Raw genomic sequence first — 20504 nt, forward strand, 5'->3', positions numbered from 1 at the left:
CGATGTGACGACAATCAAGATCGACACGGCGGACGGCCCGATCGACGCGGTGCTCGCCGTGCCCGACGGTCAGGGACCGTGGCCGGGTGTGGTGGTCGTGCACGACGCCTTCGGATACCGCCCCGACAACGAGGCCACCGCAGCCCGAATTGCCGCCGCGGGCTTCGTCGCGATCACTCCGAACCTCTATTCGCGAGGCGGGCGCGCCCGATGCGTCACCAGAGTTCTCCGCGAGTTGCTCAGCCAGCGCGGTCGCGCGCTGGACGACATTCTCGCCGCGCGCGACCACGTGCTGGCTTTGCCGGAATGCAACGGCTCGGTGGGCGTGGTCGGTTTCTGCATGGGAGGGCAGTTCGCTCTAGTGTTGGCGCCCAAGGGTTTTGGCGCGTCGGCTCCGTTCTACGGTACTCCGCTCCCGCGGCATCTGAGCGAAACGCTGGACGGCGCCTGTCCGATCGTGGCCAGCTTCGGTCGCCGCGACCCGATCGGCATCGGTGCACCCGCACGGCTGGAAGAGGTCGTCGAGGAAAAAGGCATCACGGCCGATATCAAGGTCTACCCCGATGTCGGACACAGCTTCGCGAACAAACTGCCCGGGCAGCTTCTGATCCGCATTGCCGGTTTCGGATACAACGACGCGGCGACCGAGGATGCCTACGGGCGAGTGTTCGCGTTCTTCAACGAACACCTGGCGGCGCGTTAGGCCGCCTTTACCTCGATGGCGCTGTGCACTTTGTCGATCCCGCCTCGGATGAGGGCCTGCGGTATCCACCACCACGCATGCCACCAGTACTTCCTGGTGACCATGTCGAAGACCCGCCGATTGTCCGACTTGGGCAGATTACGGGCCACCGCCTCGACCGGTTCACCCTTGGGCTTACCTAGGGCGGTTGACCGTTGAATGGTTACGCGTGGCGTGTTGTTGATGCGTTTGGTCTTCCACGACCCGTCGTCGGTGGAGATCAGCAGCTTGTCGCCGTCCTTCACGCCCCACACGGTCGTCGGCTTCGGCCTGCCGTCCTTGGTGAATGTCGTGAGCAGCAGGTACTTGGACCGCGCCACGTCCTCAAAGGTGTCTGTCATAAGTTCAACGTCTTCTTTCGATGCACAAACGATGCAATTGAAGGATACCTGGCGAAGAGTTTGCTACACGGGCCTCAACTCGATCGTCACATTGTTCTTCTCGCCGCCACGCAGCTTGGAGAAAAGATTGAACGTCTTGCCCAGCAGTCCGTAGCGCTTGCCGATCGCGTCATAGGTGGCTGCGTTGGCAGATTTGTCCAGGATCGCGGCGACCGCGTCGACGGCCTCGCTCTTCGGGTTACCGCTGCGATCGCACGTGGCGATCGTCACGCGCGGGGTATTGCGGATGCGCTTCACCTTCCAGGACTTCTCCTGCGTGATCGCGATCAGGCTGTCTCCCTGCGATACCGCCCAGATGGCGGTCGGCTTGGGCCGGCCGTCCTTGGTGAACGTGGTCAGCAGGATGTACTCGGACTTGGCGACGTCGGCAAAGGTGGCGGGCATTCCCCAAACCTATCGGCTCAGCCCTCCAGTTCGCCTTCCGTCTCCAGCAGCACCTGCCGTAGGCCGTCGAGCGTGGCCTGATCGGGCTGCGCCCACATGCCGCGACCGGCGGCCTCCAGCAGGCGCTCGGCCATTCCGTGCAGGGCCCAGGGATTCGACTCCTCCATGAACTTGCGGTTCTCGTCGTCGAGTACGTATTCCGCCGACAGCCGCTCATACATCCAGTCGGCCATCACCCCGGCGGTCGCGTCGTAGCCGAACAGGTAGTCGACCGTCGCGGCCATCTCGAACGCGCCCTTGTAGCCGTGCCTGCGCATCGCGTTGATCCAGCGCGGATTGACCACCCGGGCGCGGAACACGCGGGTGGTCTCCTCGGAGAGCGTGCGGGTGCGTACGGCGTCGGGCCGGGTGTTGTCGCCGATATAGGCGGCGGGCGCCTTTCCTGTCAACGCCCGCACCGTCGCGATCATGCCGCCGTGGTACTGGAAGTAGTCGTCGGAATCGGCGATGTCGTGCTCGCGGGTGTCGGTGTTCTTCGCCGCGACCGCGATGCGCCGGTAGTTCTGGTTCATGTCGTCGGCCGCAGGCCTGCCGTCCAGGCCGCGGCCGTACGCGAAGCCGCCCCACGCGGTGTATACCTCTGCGAGGTCGGCGTCGTCACGCCAGTTCCGACTGTCGATCAGCTGAAGCAGACCCGCCCCGTACGTGCCGGGCTTGGATCCGAATATTCTTGTCGTGGAACGCCTTTGATCGCCATGCGTGGCCAGATCGGCCTGCGAGTGGGCGCGGACGTAGTTGTCCTCGGGGGGCTCGTCGAGGCCCGCGACCAGTTGGACCGCGTCGTCGAGCATCGTGACCACATGCGGGAACGCGTCGCGGAAGAAACCTGAGATGCGCACGGTGACGTCGATGCGCGGGCGATCCAGTTCCTCGAGCGGTATCGGCGCCAGGTCAACGACCCGCCGGGATGCATCGTCCCACACCGGCCGGACCCCGAGCAGCGCAAGCACTTCGGCGATGTCGTCACCGGCCGTGCGCATGGCCGAGGTGCCCCACACCGACAGCCCGACCGACCTCGGCCAGTCGCCGTGGTCCTCGCGGTAGCGCGCCAGCAGCGAATCCGCCATCGCCACACCGGTTTCCCATGCGAGCCGCGAGGGGACCGCCTTCGGGTCGACGGAGTAGAAGTTGCGTCCGGTGGGCAGCACGTTGACGAGGCCCCGAAGCGGCGACCCCGACGGACCCGCCGCGATGAAGCGGCCGTCGAGCGCGCGCAGAATCTGAGGGATCTCGTCGGCGGTTCCCGCCAGTCGGGGCACGACCTCGGTCGCCGCGAATCGCAGGATCGCCGCCACGTCGGTGTTGTCGGTGATGGTGTCGACGGCGCCCGGATCCCACCCCGAGGCCGCCAGTGCCACAACGAGTTCGCGGGCCTGTGCCTCGGCGGCGTCCACCGCGGTGCGCTCGTCATTGCCGTCCTCGGCGAGACCGAGCGCCTGGCGGAGACCGGGCACGCTCTGCTCACCGCCGAACAGCTGGCGTGCGCGCAGGATGGCGAGCACCAGGTCGATCTCCGGTTCGCCCGTGGGCTTTTCGCCGAGGATGTGCAGCCCGTCGCGGATCTGGACATCCTTGATCTCGCACAGCCAACCGTCGACGTGCAGCAGCATGTCGTCGAACGAGTCCTCGTCGGGGCGGTCCTCGAGACCGAGGTCGTGGTCCATCTTCGCGGCCCGCATGAGCGTCCAGATCTGCTGACGGATGGCGGGCAGCTTTCCCGGGTCGAGCGCGGCGATGTTGGCGTGCTCGTCCAACAGCTGTTCCAGACGCGCGATGTCCCCGTACGTTTCAGCCCTGGCCATCGGCGGAATGAGGTGGTCGACAAGCGTTGCGTGGGCGCGACGCTTGGCCTGGGTGCCCTCCCCCGGGTCGTTGACCAGGAACGGGTAGATCAGCGGGAGGTCGCCGAGTGCGGCATCGGTGCCGCAGGCCGCCGACATCCCGAGCGTCTTACCCGGTAGCCATTCCAGGTTTCCGTGCTTGCCGAGGTGCACGACGGCGTCCGCGCCGAATTCGGCGTCGAGCCAGCGGTAGGCGGCCAGATAGTGATGGCTGGGCGGCAGATCGGGATCGTGATAGATCGCGACGGGGTTCTCCCCGAAACCGCGCGGCGGCTGAACCATCAGCACGACGTTGCCCGCCCGCATCGCGGCGATCACGATCTCGCCGTCGGGGTCACCGCTGCGGTCGACGAACAACTCGCCGGGCGGTGGGCCCCAATGCTCGACCATCGCGTCGGTGAGCTCGGCGGGCAGGGTCGCGAACCAGTCCCGGTACTCCTTGGCGGACACGCGGATCGGATTGCCAGCGAGCTGACCGTCGGTCAGCCACGCTGGATCCTGGCCGCCGCGCTCGATCAGCGCGTGGATCAACGCGTCACCATCGCCGGCGTCGACGCCGGGAATGTCGTCGATCCGGTAACCGTGTTCGCGCATCGCGCGTAGCAACGCGACGGCGCTTGCCGGGGTATCGAGGCCGACGGCGTTGCCGATGCGGGCGTGCTTGGTGGGATACGCCGAGAACACCAGCGCCACCCGTTTGTCCGTGGCCGGGATGGCACGCAGCCGCGCGTGGCGCACTGCGAGACCGGCGACGCGCGCGCAGCGCTCGCGGTCGGCGACATAAGAGATCAGGCCCTCGTCGTCAATCTCCTTGAACGAGAAAGGGACTGTGATGATACGGCCGTCGAATTCGGGGACGGCGACCTGTGTGGCGACGTCGAGCGGCGACATCCCGTCGTCGTTGACCTGCCACTGCGACCGCGAACTGGTCAGGCACAAGCCCTGGAGGATCGGGATGTCGAGGGCGGCCAGATGCGCCACGTTCCAGGTGTCGTCAACCCCGCCCGCCGAGGCCGTCGCAGGGGTGGATCCGCCCGCGGCGAGCACGGTCGTCACCAACGCGTCGGCGGTGCCGAGCAACTCGAGCAGCTCGGCGTCCGCGGTGCGCAACGATGCGCAGAAGACGGGCAACGGTTTTCCGCCCGCGGCGTGGATCGCCCGGCACAGCGCTTCGACGTAGCCGGTGTTTCCCGCGAGGTGCTGTGCGCGGTAGTAGAGCACCGCGACGGTCGGCCCATCGCCGTCGGCCGACGCATGCTCGAGCACACCCCAGTTCGGGGTGGTCGCCGGCGGCGCGAAGCCGAAGCCGGTCATCAACAACGTGTCGCAGAGGAACGCGTGCAGCTGCCGCAGATTCTCGACGCCGCCCTGCGCCAGGTAGACGTGGGATTGAAGCGCGACACCCGCGGGTGTCGTGGAGTGGCCCATCAGCTCGGCGTCCGGGGCCTGCTCGCCGCTGACCACCACGGTCGGCACGCCGCCGGTCTCGAGCGCGTCGATGCCCTCCTGCCAGGCGCGGTAGCCACCGAGAATGCGGACCACCACGATGTCCGCGGCGCCGACGAGTTCGTCGAGTTCCCCGTCGACCAGCCGCGACGGATTGGCCCACCGATAGCCGGCGCCGCTGGCACGGGCCGTGATCAGGTCGGTATCGGATGTCGACAACAGCAGGACCGTCGGCGAGGAAGTCGGCTGAGTCACCCACCATTACTACCGCACCCCCAGATTGGGGTGCGGACTACCGTCGGTACAGGATCAGCGCCGGTTCCAGCGGCTGTAGGTGCTCTCCGGATATCCCATCCCAAGCGCACCGATGAGCATGACCCCGAGAGATCCGAAAACGATGAGTTCGAACATCGTCGTTCCTTCCTGACATCGCTTACTACACACGCGTGTAGTTAGTAGGAACGTACTGGTCAACCGGTGGAAATAGGGACTTTTGTGTGGGACGGATCACTAGAGCCAATAGTGTGGCGACCGTCACATTCAGGCAGTTTGGACGTCGAAGTGCGATTCGTCCGGAATGGCTAGCAGCTCGCGATGGCGAACCGGCCGCCACGGGAAAAGCTCCGGCAAGCCGTCCTTGCCCAGATACCAGCTCTTGCATCCGGTTACCCAGATCGTCTGCGGCATCGCGGATTTCATTTCCTCGTTGTAATCCTCGGTGGCCGCGTACGTGGGTGATGCCGCAACGATGTCGCCGTTGCGGATCTTGTTGATCCACCACATCGCGTAATCGGCCTGGTTCTCGGCGATGAGGACCAGCGACTGATTGCCGATCGGCGAGTGCGGGCCCATCAGCATGAACAGGTTCGGGAAACCCGGCACCGCAACCGACCGATAAGCGTGCGGGCCGTCTTCCCAGGCCTCGTCGAGCGTGACACCACTGCCGTTGACGATCCCCATCGGGCGTACGTAGGCACGGGCGTCGAAGCCCGTCGCCAACACCAACAGATCGAGTTCGTGGAGCACGCCGTCGGACGTCACGACACCTCTCGGTTCGACGTGGTCGATCGCCGCGGTGACGAGATGCACACCGGGCTTCTGGATGGACCGGTAGTAGTGGCCGGCCAGGATGAGCCGCTTACACATCGCGTGGTAGTCGGGAGTGAGCTTGCGGCGCAATTCCCGATTACGCACCGACAGTCGCAGATTCAGTCGGCACGACAGCGCCATCAACCAACGGTTCAACCCCGCCTCGACTGCCGCACGACCCAGGGTGTTCTCGATATAGGTCTGCCAGAAGCGGTATCCCAGTCTGTTGAGCGCCGGCCAACGCGCGAGCGCAGCCTTGGTCAGCGCCCGGTAGCGAATGTTGGGTGTCGGGTACACCCACTGGGGCGAGCGCTGGAAGATCGTCAGTCCGCGGACATTGCCGCCCAGTTCAGCGGTGATCTGTACGCCGGTGGAACCGGTGCCTATCAACCCGATCCGTTTGTCGTGCAACGGAATCGAATGATCCCAGCGTGATGAGTGGAACGTCGGCCCGGCGAATGTGTCGAGCCCCTCGATCTGTGGATAGCGGGGCACGCGCAGGACACCGGTCGCGGTGATCAGCACATCGAAGGCGTCCTCCCCCGCTGCCGTCGTCACCAACCACTGTCCGTCGTGATACCGCGCAGCGGTCACTTCTGTGCCGAAGCGGATGTGCGGTATGACGCCTCGCTCGTCGGCCACCTGTCGGAAGTAACGGTGGATCTCCGGACCCGGCGACATGAAGCGCGACCATTCGGGGTTCGGCCGGAACGAGTACGAATAGAAGCGAGACGGAACATCGCAACTCAGCCCGGGATAGCTGTTGTCGCGCCACGTCCCACCGACATCGTCGGCGGACTCGTAGATGACGAAGTCGTCGATGCCTGCGTCCTGCAGTTTGACCGCCATGCAGATGCCGGACATGCCCGCGCCGATGATCGCGACCCGCAGGGCTCGTTGTGTTGACATGATCAGCCCCTCCCGATGCACGGGACGGTACGCCTGACGAGCCCAGATATTCGGGAATTCGCCGCTCAGCGTTCGGTGACGAAACCCTGCGCCAGCATCCAGTCGCGGGCGACGACGGCAGGGTCGCGCCCTCGACGTCGACTTGCTTGTTCATCTCGATGATCGCGTCGTTGGTCAGCGCGGCGGTCACCGGAGCTGTCACGTCCGCGATCTGCGGATGCGCATCGAAGAACTCCTGCTTCATCGTCACCGACGGGTTGTAGTGGGCGAAGAACTGCTTGTCGTCGGTGACCACCACCAGATCGAGTGCCGCGATACGGCCGTCGGTGGTGAACACCTCCCCGAAGTCGCACTGGTCGCCGTCGGCTGTCGCCTGATAGATGATGCCGACCTGCAACACCGGTGTCTGTGCCTGCGCGGGATCGAATCCGTAGGCCGCGGCCATCAACGAACGGTCAGTTCGATTCGTGCTGAGGAAAATACTTGTCGGCAGACCGTCGAAAGACCAGCGTATGGCGGGTTCGTTCGATGGTTTGGAGGTGAGCCCGATGCTGCGGGTAGTGAAGCTCAGCGCGAATATCGGCGCACGCATCGACGGGATCGACCTGACTGCGGATGTCGACCCGGCGAGTGCGTCGAAGATCAACACCGCACTGCTCGAACACAAGGTCGTCTTCTTTCGCGATCAGCACCGGCTCGACGACGACGGACAGCTCGCGCTGGCGGCCAAGCTCGGCACGCCGACCGTCGCGCACCCGACGGTGACGTCCCGCGGCGCGCAGCTCCTCCCCATCGACTCCCGCTATGACAAGGCCAACGCCTGGCACACAGACGTCACGTTCGTCGACCGGATTCCCAAAGCATCCCTGCTGCGGGCGATTTCGCTGCCCGAGTACGGCGGCACCACCACGTGGGCGAACACCGAGACCGCATACGAGACGTTGCCCGAACCGCTTCGCGCACTCGCCGACAACCTGTGGGCGGTGCACACCAACGCCTACGACTACGCCGCCGATGTCGACCGCAGGCTCGAGACGTTGACCGACACCGTGCGCGAGTACCGCGAAGAGTTCGTGTCCGACTACTACGAGACGGAACATCCGGTGGTCCGGGTGCACCCGGAGACGGGTAAGCGCGTGCTGCTGCTCGGCCAGTTCGTCAAGAATTTCGTCGGACTGGGAGCCACCGAGTCCGCGACGCTGTTCGGCCTGTTCCAGACCCGGATCACCAAGCTGGAGAACACCATTCGATGGAGCTGGCAGCCCGGTGACCTTGCGATCTGGGACAACCGGGCCACCCAGCACTACGCGGTTTCGGATTATGACGACCAGTACCGGCGGCTCAACCGGGTCACCCTGGCCGGCGATATCCCGGTCGACGTCCACGGCCAGCGCAGCCGCACGGTCGCCGGTGACGCGTCGGCGTATTCGGAGGTGGTCAGCCCCGTCCGGTTGGCGAGCTGATCACAGGCGGTGCATCTCGCGCGCCATCACACCGTTCTCGAGATACATGTAGCGCCTTGGCGTATATCGCTTCGCCGGCGGACGCGGATCGGTGAAGAGCGCGCTCATCGCGCCCGACACCGACTTGATCGCGATGACCCATCGACGCGGTTTCACGCGCGGCAGTGCGACCGCGGCCGCAGTGCTGAACAACAGCTGCTGTTCGGTGATCAGCGTCGGCTCCGCGGCCGATGGCACCGGGGGTGACACCGCCGACGGGGTGGCGGGCGTCTGGAATGTCGGGCGAACGATCGCCGTCAGATCGGTCATGGCTCTCTCCCACCGTGCTCGCCCGGTCGGTCCCGGGCTCCTACCGAGAAAATTACGAGCGGCCCGCGATCAACACACGCGTAGGCGACTACCCCAATCGGTGGTTAACACGCAGGTCAGGCGTGTGCGCAGGCCTGAGCCATAACGGCGTACCGGATGAGCCGGCCAGCAACTCGGGCGTACCGTGAGCTGATGGCAAGGGCCCGCGACCAGGACGCCTGCCCCGGTGCGCTGCAGGTTCATTCCGCGGCCGACGGGGCGCTGGCCCGCGTGCGGCTACCGGGGGGCATGATCACCGCGCCGCAGCTCGAGACCCTGGCGCTGGCCTCGACGCAGTGGGCGTCTCCGGCAATGGAACTCACCTCGCGCGGAAACATTCAGATCCGCGCGGTCACCGACACCGCCGCAGTCGCGCAGGCCCTCGCGTCGTCGGGCCTGCTGCCGTCGGAGACGCACGAGCGGGTGCGCAACATCGTCGCGTCACCGTTGTCGGGCCGCGTCGGTCCGTATGCGGACATCCGCGCGATGGTGGTCGAACTGGACCACGAGATCCGCGCGCAGCCCGCGCTGGCCGGGCTGCCGGGCAGATTCCTGTTCGGCATCGACGATGGGCGTGGCGACGTCAGCGGACTGGCGGCCGATGTCGGGATTCAGGTCGTCGGCGACTCCGCGGCGCTCCTGCTGGCAGGCCGGGATACCGGTATCCGGCTCTCGTCAGCGGCCGCGATACCGTCGCTGCTGACCGTGGCAGGTCGTTTCGTCGACAGCCGTGGAACATGCTGGCGGATAAGCGAACTCGACAATCCGGAACTGCTCCTCGCGGGCTTTGAGGTGACGGCCGAGCCCGTGGCGACGCCGGATCCGGTCACCAGGGGCCCGGTCGGGTGGATCGAACAGAACGACGGTCGTGTGGCACTGGGCGCGGCGGTTCCGCTGGGCGTGCTGAACGCCCGCGTCGCGGAATATCTCGCGGCGATCAACGCGCCGATGGTGATCACGCCCTGGCGTTCGTTGCTCGTCTTCGACCTCGACGAGGGGGTCGCCGACGTTGCGCTGCGTGTGCTGGCGCCGATGGGGCTGGTGTTCGACGAGAACTCGCCCTGGCTTTCGGTCAGCGCATGCACCGGGAGTCCCGGGTGTGAACATTCCGCCGCCGACGTCCGGTCCGACGCGGCAGCCGCGATAGCTCACGAGCAGGCGGCGGGTCATCGGCACTTCGTCGGCTGTGAGCGCGCGTGCGGCAGTCCTGCGGCCGGTGACGTGCTGGTCGCGACCGGAGACGGATATCGGCTGCGAGGTGCTCACCCGTAGGGTGAGCGGGTGCTCGACTACACCCGCGACGCCGCCGAGATCTATCGGCAGTCGTTCGCGACGATCCGCGCCGAAGCGGACCTTTCGCGGTTTCCCGAGGATGTCGCACGTGTCGTGGTCCGGCTGATCCATACCTGCGGGCAGGTAGACGTCGCCGACCACATCGCCTACAGCGACGACGTCGTCGCGAAATCCCATGCGGCGCTCGCAGCCGGAGCCCCGGTGCTGTGTGACTCGTCCATGGTCGCCGCGGGCATCACCAAAGCCCGGCTGCCTTCGGGCAACGAGGTCGTCTCGCTCGTCGCCGACGAACGGGCGCCCGCGTTGGCCGACCGGCTCGGCACCACGCGCTCGGCGGCAGGTGTCGAGCTGTGGGCCGACCGTCTCGGCGGTGCGGTGGTCGCCATCGGCAACGCGCCGACCGCGCTGTTCCGACTGCTCGAACTCGTCGACGAAGGCGCCCCCACCCCTGCCGCCGTGCTGGGTGGTCCAGTCGGCTTCGTCGGCTCCGCACAGTCCAAGGAGGAGCTGATCGAGCGGCCCCGCGGCATGTCCTATCTGGTGGTGAAGGGCCGCAGGGGCGGCAGCGCAATGGCCGCCGCGGCCGTGAATTCGATTGCCACCGAGCGTGAATGACGATGCCTAAAGGGAAATTGTGGGGCGTCGGGCTCGGGCCCGGCGATCCTGAGCTGGTGACGGTGAAGGCGGCCCGGGTCATCGGCGAGGCCGACGTCGTCGCGTACCACAGTGCCCGGCACGGCAAGAGCATCGCGCGCGGTATCGCGGCACCGTATCTGCGCGCGGGCCAGATCGAAGAGCACCTGGTGTATCCGGTGACCACCGAGACCACGGCACATCCCGGCGGTTACGCCGGCGCGATGGATGACTTCTACCGCGAATCCGCCGACCGGATCGCCGTACACCTGGACGCCGGTCGCGACGTCGCGCTTCTCGCTGAAGGCGATCCGCTGTTCTACAGCTCCTACATGCACATGCACACGCGGTTGACCGAGCGGTTCGATGCGGTGATCGTTCCGGGTGTGACGTCGGTGAGTGCCGCCTCGGCGGCGACGGGCACTCCCCTGGTCCAGGGCGACGAAGTGCTGACGATCCTGCCCGGCACCCTTCCTGTCGAGGAGCTCAAGCGCAGGCTGGCCGACACCGACGCCGCCGTGGTCCTCAAGCTCGGGCGCTCGTATCCGGCGGTGCGCGAAGCGCTTTCCGCGTCCGGCCGGCTCGACGGAGCCTATTACGTGGAACGTGCGAGCACCGCGAGTCAGCGTGTGCTGCCCGCGGGTGATGTGGACGTGACATCGGTGCCGTACTTCTCGCTGGCGATGCTGCCGGGAACGCCGCGGCGCGAGCCGGTGACGGGCAGCGTCGCGGTCGTCGGCCTCGGGCCGGGCGACACCGCGTGGATGACACCCCAGAGCCGGCGTGAGCTCGCGTCGGCCACCGACCTCATCGGCTACGGCCCATACCTGGACCGCGTCGGAACCCGTGACGGCCAGCGGCGCCATCCCAGCGACAACACCGACGAACCCGCCCGCGCCCGGCTGGCGTGCACGCTTGCCGAGCAGGGCCGCGCCGTCGCGGTGGTGTCCTCCGGCGATCCGGGTGTGTTCGCGATGGCGACGGCGGTGCTTGAAGAGGCCAAACAATGGCCCGGCGTACAGGTGCGGGTCATTCCGGCGATGACCGCGGCGCAGGCCGTCGCCAGCCGGGTGGGCGCCCCGCTCGGCCACGACTACGCCGTCATCTCGCTGTCCGACCGACTCAAGCCGTGGGACGTGATCGCGTCACGACTGACCGCGGCGGCGGCGGCGGACCTGGTGCTGGCCATCTACAACCCGGCCTCCAAGAGTCGTACCTGGCAGGTCGGGGCGATGCGCGACCTGCTGCTCGAATATCGCGATCCCGGCACCCCGGTGGTGATCGGCCGCGACGTGTCGGGTCCGGCCGAGCACGTCGGTGTGGTCCGGCTGGCCGACCTCGACCAGGCCGACGTCGACATGCGCACTCTGCTGATCGTCGGATCGTCGCAAACGCAGTGGTATCTGAGCGATACCGGGGACACCGTCTTCACGCCACGCCGCTACCCCACCTAGGATCTGACGACCATGGGCATTCCACGCGGACCCGAAGATGTAACGCCGGCCTGGCTGGGATCGGTGCTTGACGCCGACGTATGCGAGGTCGAGGTCACGGCGATCGGTACCGGCCAGACGGGTGCGACGTATCGCGTATCGGCGACGTATGCGACGCCGCAGCCCGAGCTGCCGGATTCATTCGCGGTGAAGCTGTCCGCACAGGACGACGCCGTCCGCGAGCGCGTCGCGCTCGGGTACCGGTCGGAGGTCGAGTTCTACACGCGGATCGCCGACCAGATGCGCATCCCGGTCCCCCGCAGCTTTCACTGCGACATCTCGGCCGACGGTGCCGATGTCGTGCTGCTGCTCGGCGATATGACGCCCGCAGTGCAGGGTGATCAGATAGCCGGATGCTCCGAAGACGAGGCCGGGCTGGCGGTCGAAGCACTGGCCGGTCTGCACGGCCCCAGCTGGTGTGACCCCGAGTGGATGGAGCTGGCCGCCATCGTCATGCCGAAGCCCGGTGACGACGACGCCGCCAAGGGCCTCGGCGACATCTCGAAGATGGCCGCCGACATCGTGATCGACAGGCTCGGTGCGCGTATCAGTCCCGAGGATCAGGAAACGTTCGCCGCTGCGATGTCCGCGGTGACCCCGTGGCTGCGGGCGGAGCCGAAGCGGTACGCGCTGATGCACGGTGACTACCGGCTCGACAACATGCTGTTCGACCCGGATCGTACGCGCATCACCGTCGTGGACTGGCAGACGGTGGGAATCGGCCTGCCCGGGCGAGACCTCGCCTACTTCACCGGAACCAGCCTCGAACCGCAGGCGCGTGCTGAGATCGAGCGCGGCCTTGTCGAGCGGTATCACCGGACGTTGTTGGGTTACGGGATAACGGATTACGACGCCGAGACCTGCTGGCGCGACTACCGCCTAGGCGCGGTGCAGGTACCGCTGCTCGTGGGGCTGGGCACCGCCTTCGCATCAACGACCGACCGCGGCGACGACATGATGCTGGCCATGCTCAGCCGGGGTTGCCAGGCGATCCGCGACTTGGACACGCTCGAACTCATCGCGTCGTACTCGTAGAGCCGACATGAGAGTCGCAGTGATCGGCGCCCGTCCTTCGGCCAGGGAACTGCCCTCGCCATGGAGGATGCGATCACCCTTGCCCGTGGGGGAAATCCGTCAGCCGCTGGGCTGATTCGCACACCTGACCCACGCGGCCGCATCGTCGGTCGTGGCCACGGTCACGACGCCGGACGGCAGTGGCGGGCGTTCGACCATGACGACCGCAACCCCAAGGGCCGCCGCGGCGTCGAGTTTGCCCCGGGTCATCGAGCCGCCGCTGTTCTTGGTCACCAGTGCCTCGATGCGGTGCGTGCGAAGCAATTCGAGCTCTTCGTCGTACCGGTAGGGTCCCCGCGACAGCAGTACGTGGTGGTGCTGTGGCAGCTCCCTGGCATCGGGCGCTGTGACCGCGCGGATCAGAAACCAGGCGTCGACGTCCTTGAACACCGCCGTTCCTGTGCGTCCTGTCGTCAGAAAAACCCGCGAGAACCGATTATCGGCAACGACTTTCGCCGCCTGGGTGTCGGAGGACACGACGATGGCGTCGCCGGGCGCCCATGCGGGCCGGACCAGCACGAGATGTGGTACCCCGAGCTCGCGGCACACCCTGGCCGCGGTCGCCGTGATCGTCGCCGCGAACGGGTGGGTGGCGTCGACGACGGCATCGACGCACGTTTCGCGCAGCCAGTCCCGCAGCCCGTCGGTCCCGCCGAACCCGCCGACCCGTACCTGACCCACCGGCAGTGCCGGATCGGGCACCCGGCCGGCAAGCGAACTGATCACCTCGACGTCGGGATGTAGCGCTGCGGCGAGCGCGCGTGCCTCAGACGTCCCTCCCAACAACAGGATCCGCATCAGTGCCGTTCCCGGCGGGTCCGTCCCGCGGAGTAGAGGTAACTGTCGGCGAACTCGTCGGCGGCGAGCACGTCGCCGACGATGATGACCGCGGTCCGGCTGATACCGGCGGCGTGCATCTGCTCGGCCAGGTCGGCGAGCGGGCAGCGAAGCACCTGCTGTTGCGGCCATGACGCGAACGCGACCACCGCGCAGGGTGTTTCGGGCAGGTATCCGCCATCGAGCAGCTGGGGAACGATCGCGTCGATCTGTGCGGCGGCCAGGTGGAGCACGAGCGTGCCGCCCGCGGCGGACAGCGTTACCAGATCCTCACCGGGCGGCATCGCCGTCGACAGCGTTGCGACCCGCGTCAAGGTGATGGTCTGCGCGACGCCGGGGACGGTGAGCTCGCGGCCGAGCACGGCAGCGGCCGCCACGAAAGCCGGTACACCGGGCACTATTTCGTAGTCGATGCCGAGCACATCGAGGCGACGGCACTGCTCGGCGACCGCGCTGTAGATCGACGGGTCCCCGGAATGCAGCCGAGCCACGTCGTGACCCGCGGCGTGCGCGTCGCTGATCTCGGTGATGATGGCGTCCAGTGTCAACGGGCCGGTGTCGACGATCCGCGCATCCGGCGGGCACACTGCGAGCAGGTCGTCGGGCATGATCGAGCCGGCGTACAGGCAGACCGGGCACCGGCCGAGCAGCCGATGACCGCGCACGGTGATCAGGTCGGCCGCGCCTGGCCCGGCCCCGATGAAGTACACCGTCATCGCTTGGTCACCGACCACTGCGTCACCGGCATGGCGGGCCGCCAGCCGGTGAACTCGCCGAGCGGCTCGCCGCGCTGGTGCTCGAAACGCCGGAGCTCCCCGCCGTGCCGTGAATAACACTGAGCGAGAAGGGCTTCGGATTCGACGGTGACGACGTTGGCGACCAGCCGTCCACCCCTGGGCAGCCGGTCGAAACACGCTTCGAGCAGCCCCGGCTGCGTCAGCCCCCCGCCGATGAAGATCGCGTCAGGCGGTGGGGCGAGGCCGAACGCGTCGGGTGCGTCGGGGTGCACCTCGACGCGGACACCGAAGGCGACCGCGTTCTCGGTGATGCGCTTGCGCCGCCCCTCGTCGCGCTCGAACGCTACGGCGTGGCATCCGATTCCGCTGCGGCACCACTCGATCGCGATGCTGCCGGATCCCGCCCCGACGTCCCACAGCAGCTCCCCCGGCCCGGGTGCCAACATGGCGAGCGTCAGCGCCCGCACCGGCTGTTTGGTGATCTGTCCGTCGTGGGCGAAGGCATCGTCGGGCAGTATCGCGAAGCGCCGCTCGTCGGGGAGGTACCGCACGGCGATCACGTTCAGATCGTCGACGGGGCCTGGCGGGCGCGTCGACCATTCGCGTGCGGTCGCCGATCTGCGCCGCTCCGCCGGACCGCCGAGCTGCTCGAGCACGGTGATCTCCGAGTCGCCGCGTCCGGTGTCGGTCAGCAGCCGCGCCAACGCCACAGGGCTGGTGGCGTCGCGCGACATCACGACGGCCTGCCCGCCCCGCCGCACCGCGGTATGCGGTTCGGCCGTCACCAGGCTGATGATCTCGGTGTCCTGCACGGCCCACCCGACGCGTGAACACGCCAGAGTCACCGACGACACGTGTGGCAGTACGACGACCTGCTCGGCGCCGTACAGCCGGATGAGCGAGCTGCCGACCCCGTGCATAAGCGGGTCGCCGCTGGCCACCACATGGACATCGCCTGAAGCCCCGTCGAGCAGCGTGCGAAGGGCGGGCAGCATCGGCGTCGGCCATGCCTTCCGCGAGGCGGTGACAGTGCCGTCGAGCAAGGCCAATTGGCGCTTTGATCCGTAAATGACTGTTGCCCTTGCCAATTCGCTACGCGAGGTCTGCGCTATCCCGGACATGCCGTCAGCGCCGATACCGACGACGATGATCACCTGGGCATCCTTCGCCAGATGGACTGCGGCAGCAACCGCATGACCGCGAACATCGGCCGCAGCAGCGGCGGTATCCACACCGTGCGGCGTCCGGAGGCCAGCGCGCGCACCGTCTTGTCGGCGACCTGTGAGGGCGTCCTCGAGAACGGCGCGGGTGTCATTCCCTCGGTCATTCGCCCGATCACGAACCCGGGCCGCACCAGCAGCAGCCGCACCCCGGATCCGTGCAGCGCGTCGGCCAGTCCGCTGCAGAAACCGTCGAGGCCCGCCTTGGCCGAACCGTAGACGTAGTTGGCCCGCCGCACCCGGACGCCCGCGACCGACGAGAACACCACGATGCGGCCCGAGCCGGCTCCCTGCATCGTGGTGGCCAGCACCGTCAGCAGGCTGGCCTGCGCGACGAAGTCGGTGTGCAGGATCGCCGCGGCGTGCGCGGGGTCCTTCTCGGCGCGGGCCTGGTCCCCGAGGATGCCGAAGGCGAGCACCGCGGTGCCGATCGGGCCGAAGTCGTCGACGATCGAGTCGACGAGGGAACGATGCGAATCCAGGCCGTCGGCGTCGAACTCACGCACGGCCACCGCGGCGGCGCCTGCCGCCCGCACCGCCGCGACCTGAGCATCGAGATCGCCACATCGGCGGGCCACCAGCAGCACGGTCGCGGCGGGCGCCAGCCGCGTCGCCACCTCGAGCCCGATCTCGCTGCGACCGCCGAAGATCACGACGACTCCGGCATCCGCCGTGTCTTTCATGGCTGCGATTATCGCCTGCGCTAAGTTGGGCCTGATGGCGAAGGCAACAACCCGACTCACCGACGACGCGATCGCGTTCCTCACCGAACGGCATCTGGCCATGTTGACCACGCTGCGTTCGGACCATTCACCACATGTGGTCGCCGTGGGTTTCACCTTCGATCCCAAGACGCACATCGCCAGGGTCATCACGTCGGGCGGCTCGCAGAAAGCCGTCAACGCCGAGAACCAGGGTGTCGCGGTGCTCAGCCAGGTCGACGGCGCGCGGTGGCTGTCGCTGGAAGGCAAGACGCAGGTCAACGGGGACGCCGAGGCGGTGCGGGACGCCGAACTGCGGTACGCGCAGCGCTACCGCACACCGCGGCCCAACCCCAAGCGCGTGGTGATCGAGGTCCGCGTCGAGCGGGTGCTCGGATCGTCGGGCCTGCTGGACCGCGCGGCCGGCTAGCCCGCAGCGGGTGGGCCCGCGGGCACCACGACCAGGTCGTGGGGGCGGTTGTTGACCGCAAGCGCGCCGTCGGCGGTGACGATCACGATGTCCTCGATCCGGGCTCCCCACTGGCCCGGGAAGTAGATGCCGGGCTCGACGGAGAACGCCATGCCCTCCTCGAGGGTCAGGTCGTTGCCCGCGACGATGTAGGGCTCCTCGTGCACCGAAAGTCCGATGCCGTGGCCGGTGCGGTGCACGAAGGCATCGGCCAGCCCTTCGGCGGCCAGCAGGTCGCGCGCGGTGGCGTCCACCTGTTCGGCGGTGATGCCGGGCCGCACCGCCTCGACCGCGGCCTGCTGAGCGCGCTGCAGCACGGCGTAACGCCGCGCGACGTCCGGGTCGGGCTCGCCGATGCTGTAGGTGCGGGTGGAGTCGGAGTTGTAGCCGGGTTCGTAGGGTCCACCGATGTCGACGACGACGATGTCGCCGGGCCGAAGTTCACGGTCGGAGCACTCGTGGTGCGGGTCGGCGCCGTGCGGTCCGGATCCGACGATGATGAATGCGACCTCCGAATGTCCTTCGGCGACAATGGCTTGCGCGATGTCGGCGGCCACATCGGCCTCCGTACGGCCCGGCACCAGAAACTCGGGCACGCGAGCGTGTACGCGGTCGATCGCAGCACCTGCCTTGCGAAGCGCGTCGATCTCGGCGGTGTCCTTGATCATTCGCAGGCGGCGCAGCACATCGGTGGCGAGTATCGGAACAACACCGAGCACTTGGGCAAGCGGGAGGAGGTGCAGCGCGGGCATGGCATCGGTGACCGCGGTGGCGACGGGTGCGCCGCCCAGCGCGTCAACCACGAGCCGGTACGGATCGTCGCCGTCGACCCAGTCGCGCACCGCCACAGGCAGTTCGGTGAGCGCCGACTCCTTCAGCGATGCCAGTTCCATCCGCGGCACCACCACCGTGGGCTCACCGGATGCGGGTAGCACCAGCGCGGTCAACCGTTCAAAGGTCTGCGCGCGTGAGCCGACCAGGTACCGCAGGTCGTAGCCGGGGGTGATGACCAGGCCAGCCAGCCCGGCCTCGGCTGCCGCGGCGGCGGCCGCGGTGAGGCGTTGTGCGTACACGTCGGTGTCGAATCGGGCTGTGTTGCTGGCGGACATGATTTTCAGGCTAATCGGGCGCCCGATAGCTGGCGACCTCGATCAGGTTGCCGTCGGGGTCCCGGCAGTAGTGCGACGTCATCGCGCCCTGCGCGCCGGTCTTCGCGACAGGGCCCTCGGTGATCTCGACTCCACACGTCCGCAGATGGGTGCCGACGTCCGCAGCGCTCCTATCGGCGATGAAGCAGAGATCCAGCGAGCCGGGCGCATCGACGGCGCCCGTCGCCCAGTTCGGCGCACCGCTGGGCCGCACGTTGATCTTCTGGTTGCCGAACACCAACGCGATGCGGTCCTGGCCGAACACCTCGCGCCGCATGCCGAGCACCCGTACGTACCAGTCCACGGTCTGCTCGACGTCGCGGCAGTTGAGCACCACATGGTCGATTCGATCGACGGCGAAGGTCATACCTCACGCTACTGTCAGAAACCGTGTCCGCTCCTCTTGTGCTTCTCGACGGCGCCAGCATGTGGTTCCGCTCGTACTTCGGTGTGCCGTCGTCGATCACGGCGCCCGACGGGCGACCGGTCAACGCGCTGCGCGGTTTCATCGACGCCGTCGCGACGGTGATCACCCGCGAGCGTCCGGGGCGCCTCGTGGTGTGCCGTGACGACGACTGGCGCCCACAGTGGCGCGTGGACCTGATCCCGTCGTACAAGACGCACCGCGTGGTCGAGGAGAACCCCGGCGAGGTGCCCGACGTCGAGGAAGTGCCCGACGAGCTGACACCGCAGGTCGAGATGATCATGGAGATCCTGGACGCGTTCGGTATCGCGACCGCGGGCGCCCCGGAGTGCGAGGCCGACGACATCCTCGGCGTGCTCGCGGCCAGGGAGCGGCGCGATCCCGTCGTGGTGGTCAGCGGCGACCGCGACCTGTTGCAGCTGGTTCGCGACGAACCGGTGCCGGTCCGGGTGCTCTACCTGGGCAGCGGGCTGGCGAAGGCGATCAAGTGGGGACCACGAGAGGTCGCCGAGAAGTATGGCGTCCCGATCGACCGGGCGGGGCCGGCCTACGCCGAGCTGGCCCTGCTCCGTGGCGATTCATCCGACGGGCTGCCCGGCGTGCCCGGCATCGGCGACAAGACCGCGGCAACGCTGCTGGCCCAGCACGGCTCGCTGGAAAGGATTCTCGCTGCGGCGCACGATCCGAAATCCAAGATGTCCAAGGCGTATCGGACCAAAATCCTGTCCGCCACCGACTACATCGAGAAGGCCGAACCCGTGGTGCGGGTGGCCAGCAACCTCGCACCGGACGCCGACCTCGACTGGTCGACGGACTCGGATGTGCTGCCCCTTGCCGCCGAGCACCCGCGCAAGGTCGTCAAACTCGCCGAACAATACGGTGTGACGTCCTCGCTCGGCCGTCTACAGAAGGCGCTGGACGACCTGCCCAGCCATTAGTTAAGGCCTACTTGGGCCGACCGACCTCATAGGTGCCGTCATCGTTCTGGAACGTGACCGTCACCTGACGCTTGGTGCCGTCGATGCTGACCTCGCAGTCGAAGGTGCCACCCTTCTTCACCGTGGGGTTCTGACCGTCGTTGCACTTGACGCCCTGAACGTTCTTGGCGCCGTATCCGTTGGACTCGTCGGTCAGGATCCGCTGCACACCGGTTTGGGCCGCATCGATGTCGAGCTTGGTGGTGACGAAGAAGCCGGGCTTCCAGAAGCCGAGTACCAGCACCACCGCGACGATGATCGCCGCCAGCAGGCCGACGACACCGCCGATCACCGCCAGCGAGCGCTTCGAGCCCTCCTGGGTGGCGCCAGGAGCGCCGAACTGGCCCTGCTGACCGTACTGTCCGGGCTGCTGACCGTACTGGCCCGGCTGCGCGTACTGCCCCGGTTGCTGACCGTACTGTCCGGGCTGCTGACCGTAGGTGTACTGACCTGACTGGTCGTACCCGGTGGGTTGCCCGTACTGACCCTGCTGCGGATAGGCCTGCGGGTTGTACTCGGTCGGCTGCTGATACTGCTCGGCGCCGGGCTGCTGGTACTCCTGCGGCGCCTGGTAGGCCGGTTGGGCCGGCTGCTGCGGGTACTGGGGGTACTGCTGTTGCGGGTCGTAGGCCGGGGGCTGCCACTGCGGCGCAGCTGTGGTCGGTTCGCTGCTCGACGGCTGTTGCTGCCACTGATTGGCCGACGGATCGCTCGACGGCTGCTCCGCCGGCTGGTCCGGCTGCTGGCCGGTCCAGTGCTGCGTCGGGTCAGATCCCTGCGGTCCGCTCATTTCACTCCTTGATCACCGCGGCTGG

20 protein-coding genes and 1 pseudogene are annotated in these 20504 nt (G+C 67.4%); 8 read left to right on the top strand and 13 right to left on the bottom strand.

The window, feature by feature from the left end:
- Window positions 1–4: 4 nt before the first annotated feature.
- The gene (locus AB4Z42_RS16500) at window positions 5–703 is read left to right on the top strand and encodes a dienelactone hydrolase family protein (RefSeq protein ID WP_442010269.1); all 699 of its coding nucleotides are present in this window, start codon (window positions 5–7) and stop codon (window positions 701–703) included.
- On the opposite strand, the gene AB4Z42_RS16505 is transcribed toward AB4Z42_RS16500, so the two are convergent.
- The 5 genes and pseudogenes from AB4Z42_RS16505 to AB4Z42_RS16525 form a co-directional block, all read right to left on the bottom strand.
- Window positions 700–1083, bottom strand: coding sequence for a PPOX class F420-dependent oxidoreductase (locus AB4Z42_RS16505; RefSeq protein ID WP_442010270.1), 384 nt, complete (start codon window positions 1081–1083; stop codon window positions 700–702). The two genes, AB4Z42_RS16500 and AB4Z42_RS16505, sit on opposite strands and share 4 nt — an antisense overlap.
- Window positions 1084–1146: 63 nt before the next feature.
- Window positions 1147–1527, bottom strand: coding sequence for a PPOX class F420-dependent oxidoreductase (locus tag AB4Z42_RS16510; protein WP_442010271.1), 381 nt, complete (start codon window positions 1525–1527; stop codon window positions 1147–1149).
- A 17-nt stretch (window positions 1528–1544) separates the two neighbouring features.
- A complete protein-coding gene (cobN, locus tag AB4Z42_RS16515) occupies window positions 1545–5129 on the bottom strand; it encodes a cobaltochelatase subunit CobN (protein ID WP_442010272.1) in 3585 nt (1194 codons plus the stop codon).
- 285 nt (window positions 5130–5414) lie between these two features.
- On the bottom strand, window positions 5415–6872 hold the full coding sequence (locus tag AB4Z42_RS16520; RefSeq protein WP_442010273.1) for a flavin-containing monooxygenase: 1458 nt from the start codon (window positions 6870–6872) through the stop codon (window positions 5415–5417).
- A 65-nt stretch (window positions 6873–6937) separates the two neighbouring features.
- Window positions 6938–7317 (bottom strand): annotated as a pseudogene (locus AB4Z42_RS16525) (glycine betaine ABC transporter substrate-binding protein); the annotation flags it as partial.
- 67 nt (window positions 7318–7384) lie between these two features.
- Between AB4Z42_RS16525 and AB4Z42_RS16530 the strand changes: the two are divergent.
- Window positions 7385–8335, top strand: coding sequence for a TauD/TfdA dioxygenase family protein (locus tag AB4Z42_RS16530; RefSeq protein ID WP_442010274.1), 951 nt, complete (start codon window positions 7385–7387; stop codon window positions 8333–8335).
- Here AB4Z42_RS16530 and AB4Z42_RS16535 read toward each other — a convergent pair whose 3' ends face one another.
- Window positions 8336–8644 (bottom strand): hypothetical protein, encoded by a 309-nt coding sequence (locus AB4Z42_RS16535; protein WP_442010275.1) that lies wholly within the window; start codon window positions 8642–8644, stop codon window positions 8336–8338.
- Window positions 8645–8836: 192 nt separating this feature from the next.
- On the opposite strand from AB4Z42_RS16535, the gene cobG reads away from it, so the two are divergent.
- From cobG to AB4Z42_RS16555, 4 genes are read left to right on the top strand one after another with little or no spacing between them, the layout of a single operon-like run.
- Complete coding sequence (gene cobG, locus AB4Z42_RS16540) at window positions 8837–9955, top strand: precorrin-3B synthase (RefSeq protein ID WP_442010276.1); 1119 nt, start codon at window positions 8837–8839, stop codon at window positions 9953–9955.
- 9 nt (window positions 9956–9964) lie between these two features.
- Window positions 9965–10591, top strand: a complete 627-nt coding sequence (locus AB4Z42_RS16545; RefSeq protein ID WP_442010277.1) for a precorrin-8X methylmutase — start codon at window positions 9965–9967, stop codon at window positions 10589–10591.
- Between the two features lie 2 nt (window positions 10592–10593).
- Window positions 10594–12063 (top strand): precorrin-2 C(20)-methyltransferase, encoded by a 1470-nt coding sequence (locus AB4Z42_RS16550; protein WP_442010278.1) that lies wholly within the window; start codon window positions 10594–10596, stop codon window positions 12061–12063.
- 12 nt (window positions 12064–12075) lie between these two features.
- Complete coding sequence (locus AB4Z42_RS16555) at window positions 12076–13137, top strand: phosphotransferase family protein (protein ID WP_442010279.1); 1062 nt, start codon at window positions 12076–12078, stop codon at window positions 13135–13137.
- A 99-nt stretch (window positions 13138–13236) separates the two neighbouring features.
- Here AB4Z42_RS16555 and AB4Z42_RS16560 read toward each other — a convergent pair whose 3' ends face one another.
- Genes AB4Z42_RS16560 through AB4Z42_RS16575 form a run of 4 tightly spaced genes read right to left on the bottom strand, consistent with a single transcriptional unit; the run spans window position 13237 to window position 16653 of the window.
- Window positions 13237–13974 carry a cobalt-precorrin-6A reductase gene (locus AB4Z42_RS16560; RefSeq protein WP_442010280.1) on the bottom strand — a complete coding sequence of 246 codons (738 nt, stop codon included), beginning with the start codon at window positions 13972–13974 and terminating at the stop codon, window positions 13237–13239.
- Window positions 13974–14729, bottom strand: a complete 756-nt coding sequence (cobM, locus tag AB4Z42_RS16565) for a precorrin-4 C(11)-methyltransferase (RefSeq protein ID WP_442010507.1) — start codon at window positions 14727–14729, stop codon at window positions 13974–13976. The genes AB4Z42_RS16560 and cobM overlap by 1 nt, the downstream gene beginning before the upstream one ends.
- Window positions 14726–15904, bottom strand: a complete 1179-nt coding sequence (cbiE, locus tag AB4Z42_RS16570; protein ID WP_442010281.1) for a precorrin-6y C5,15-methyltransferase (decarboxylating) subunit CbiE — start codon at window positions 15902–15904, stop codon at window positions 14726–14728. Before cbiE ends, cobM begins: the two co-directional genes overlap by 4 nt.
- Window positions 15901–16653 carry an SDR family NAD(P)-dependent oxidoreductase gene (locus AB4Z42_RS16575; RefSeq protein WP_442010282.1) on the bottom strand — a complete coding sequence of 251 codons (753 nt, stop codon included), beginning with the start codon at window positions 16651–16653 and terminating at the stop codon, window positions 15901–15903. Before AB4Z42_RS16575 ends, cbiE begins: the two co-directional genes overlap by 4 nt.
- Before the next feature lie 34 nt (window positions 16654–16687).
- Here AB4Z42_RS16575 and AB4Z42_RS16580 point away from each other — a divergent pair, with 34 nt between their 5' ends.
- The gene (locus AB4Z42_RS16580; RefSeq protein WP_442010283.1) at window positions 16688–17101 is read left to right on the top strand and encodes a F420-dependent biliverdin reductase; all 414 of its coding nucleotides are present in this window, start codon (window positions 16688–16690) and stop codon (window positions 17099–17101) included.
- On the opposite strand, the gene AB4Z42_RS16585 is transcribed toward AB4Z42_RS16580, so the two are convergent.
- Together AB4Z42_RS16585 and AB4Z42_RS16590 are read right to left on the bottom strand one after the other, a co-directional pair.
- Window positions 17098–18249 carry a M24 family metallopeptidase gene (locus AB4Z42_RS16585; RefSeq protein WP_442010284.1) on the bottom strand — a complete coding sequence of 384 codons (1152 nt, stop codon included), beginning with the start codon at window positions 18247–18249 and terminating at the stop codon, window positions 17098–17100. The two genes, AB4Z42_RS16580 and AB4Z42_RS16585, sit on opposite strands and share 4 nt — an antisense overlap.
- Before the next feature lie 10 nt (window positions 18250–18259).
- Entirely contained in the window at window positions 18260–18655 is a 396-nt protein-coding gene (locus tag AB4Z42_RS16590; protein ID WP_442010285.1) for a VOC family protein, read from the bottom strand.
- 23 nt (window positions 18656–18678) lie between these two features.
- Here AB4Z42_RS16590 and AB4Z42_RS16595 point away from each other — a divergent pair, with 23 nt between their 5' ends.
- Window positions 18679–19650 carry a 5'-3' exonuclease gene (locus tag AB4Z42_RS16595; RefSeq protein WP_442010286.1) on the top strand — a complete coding sequence of 324 codons (972 nt, stop codon included), beginning with the start codon at window positions 18679–18681 and terminating at the stop codon, window positions 19648–19650.
- A 7-nt stretch (window positions 19651–19657) separates the two neighbouring features.
- Here AB4Z42_RS16595 and AB4Z42_RS16600 read toward each other — a convergent pair whose 3' ends face one another.
- Window positions 19658–20479, bottom strand: a complete 822-nt coding sequence (locus AB4Z42_RS16600; protein WP_442010287.1) for a DUF4333 domain-containing protein — start codon at window positions 20477–20479, stop codon at window positions 19658–19660.
- Between the last annotated feature and the right edge of the window lie 25 nt (window positions 20480–20504).

The organism is Mycobacterium sp. 2YAF39, assembly GCF_052114565.1.
Taxonomy (GTDB): Bacteria; Actinomycetota; Actinomycetes; order Mycobacteriales; family Mycobacteriaceae; genus Mycobacterium.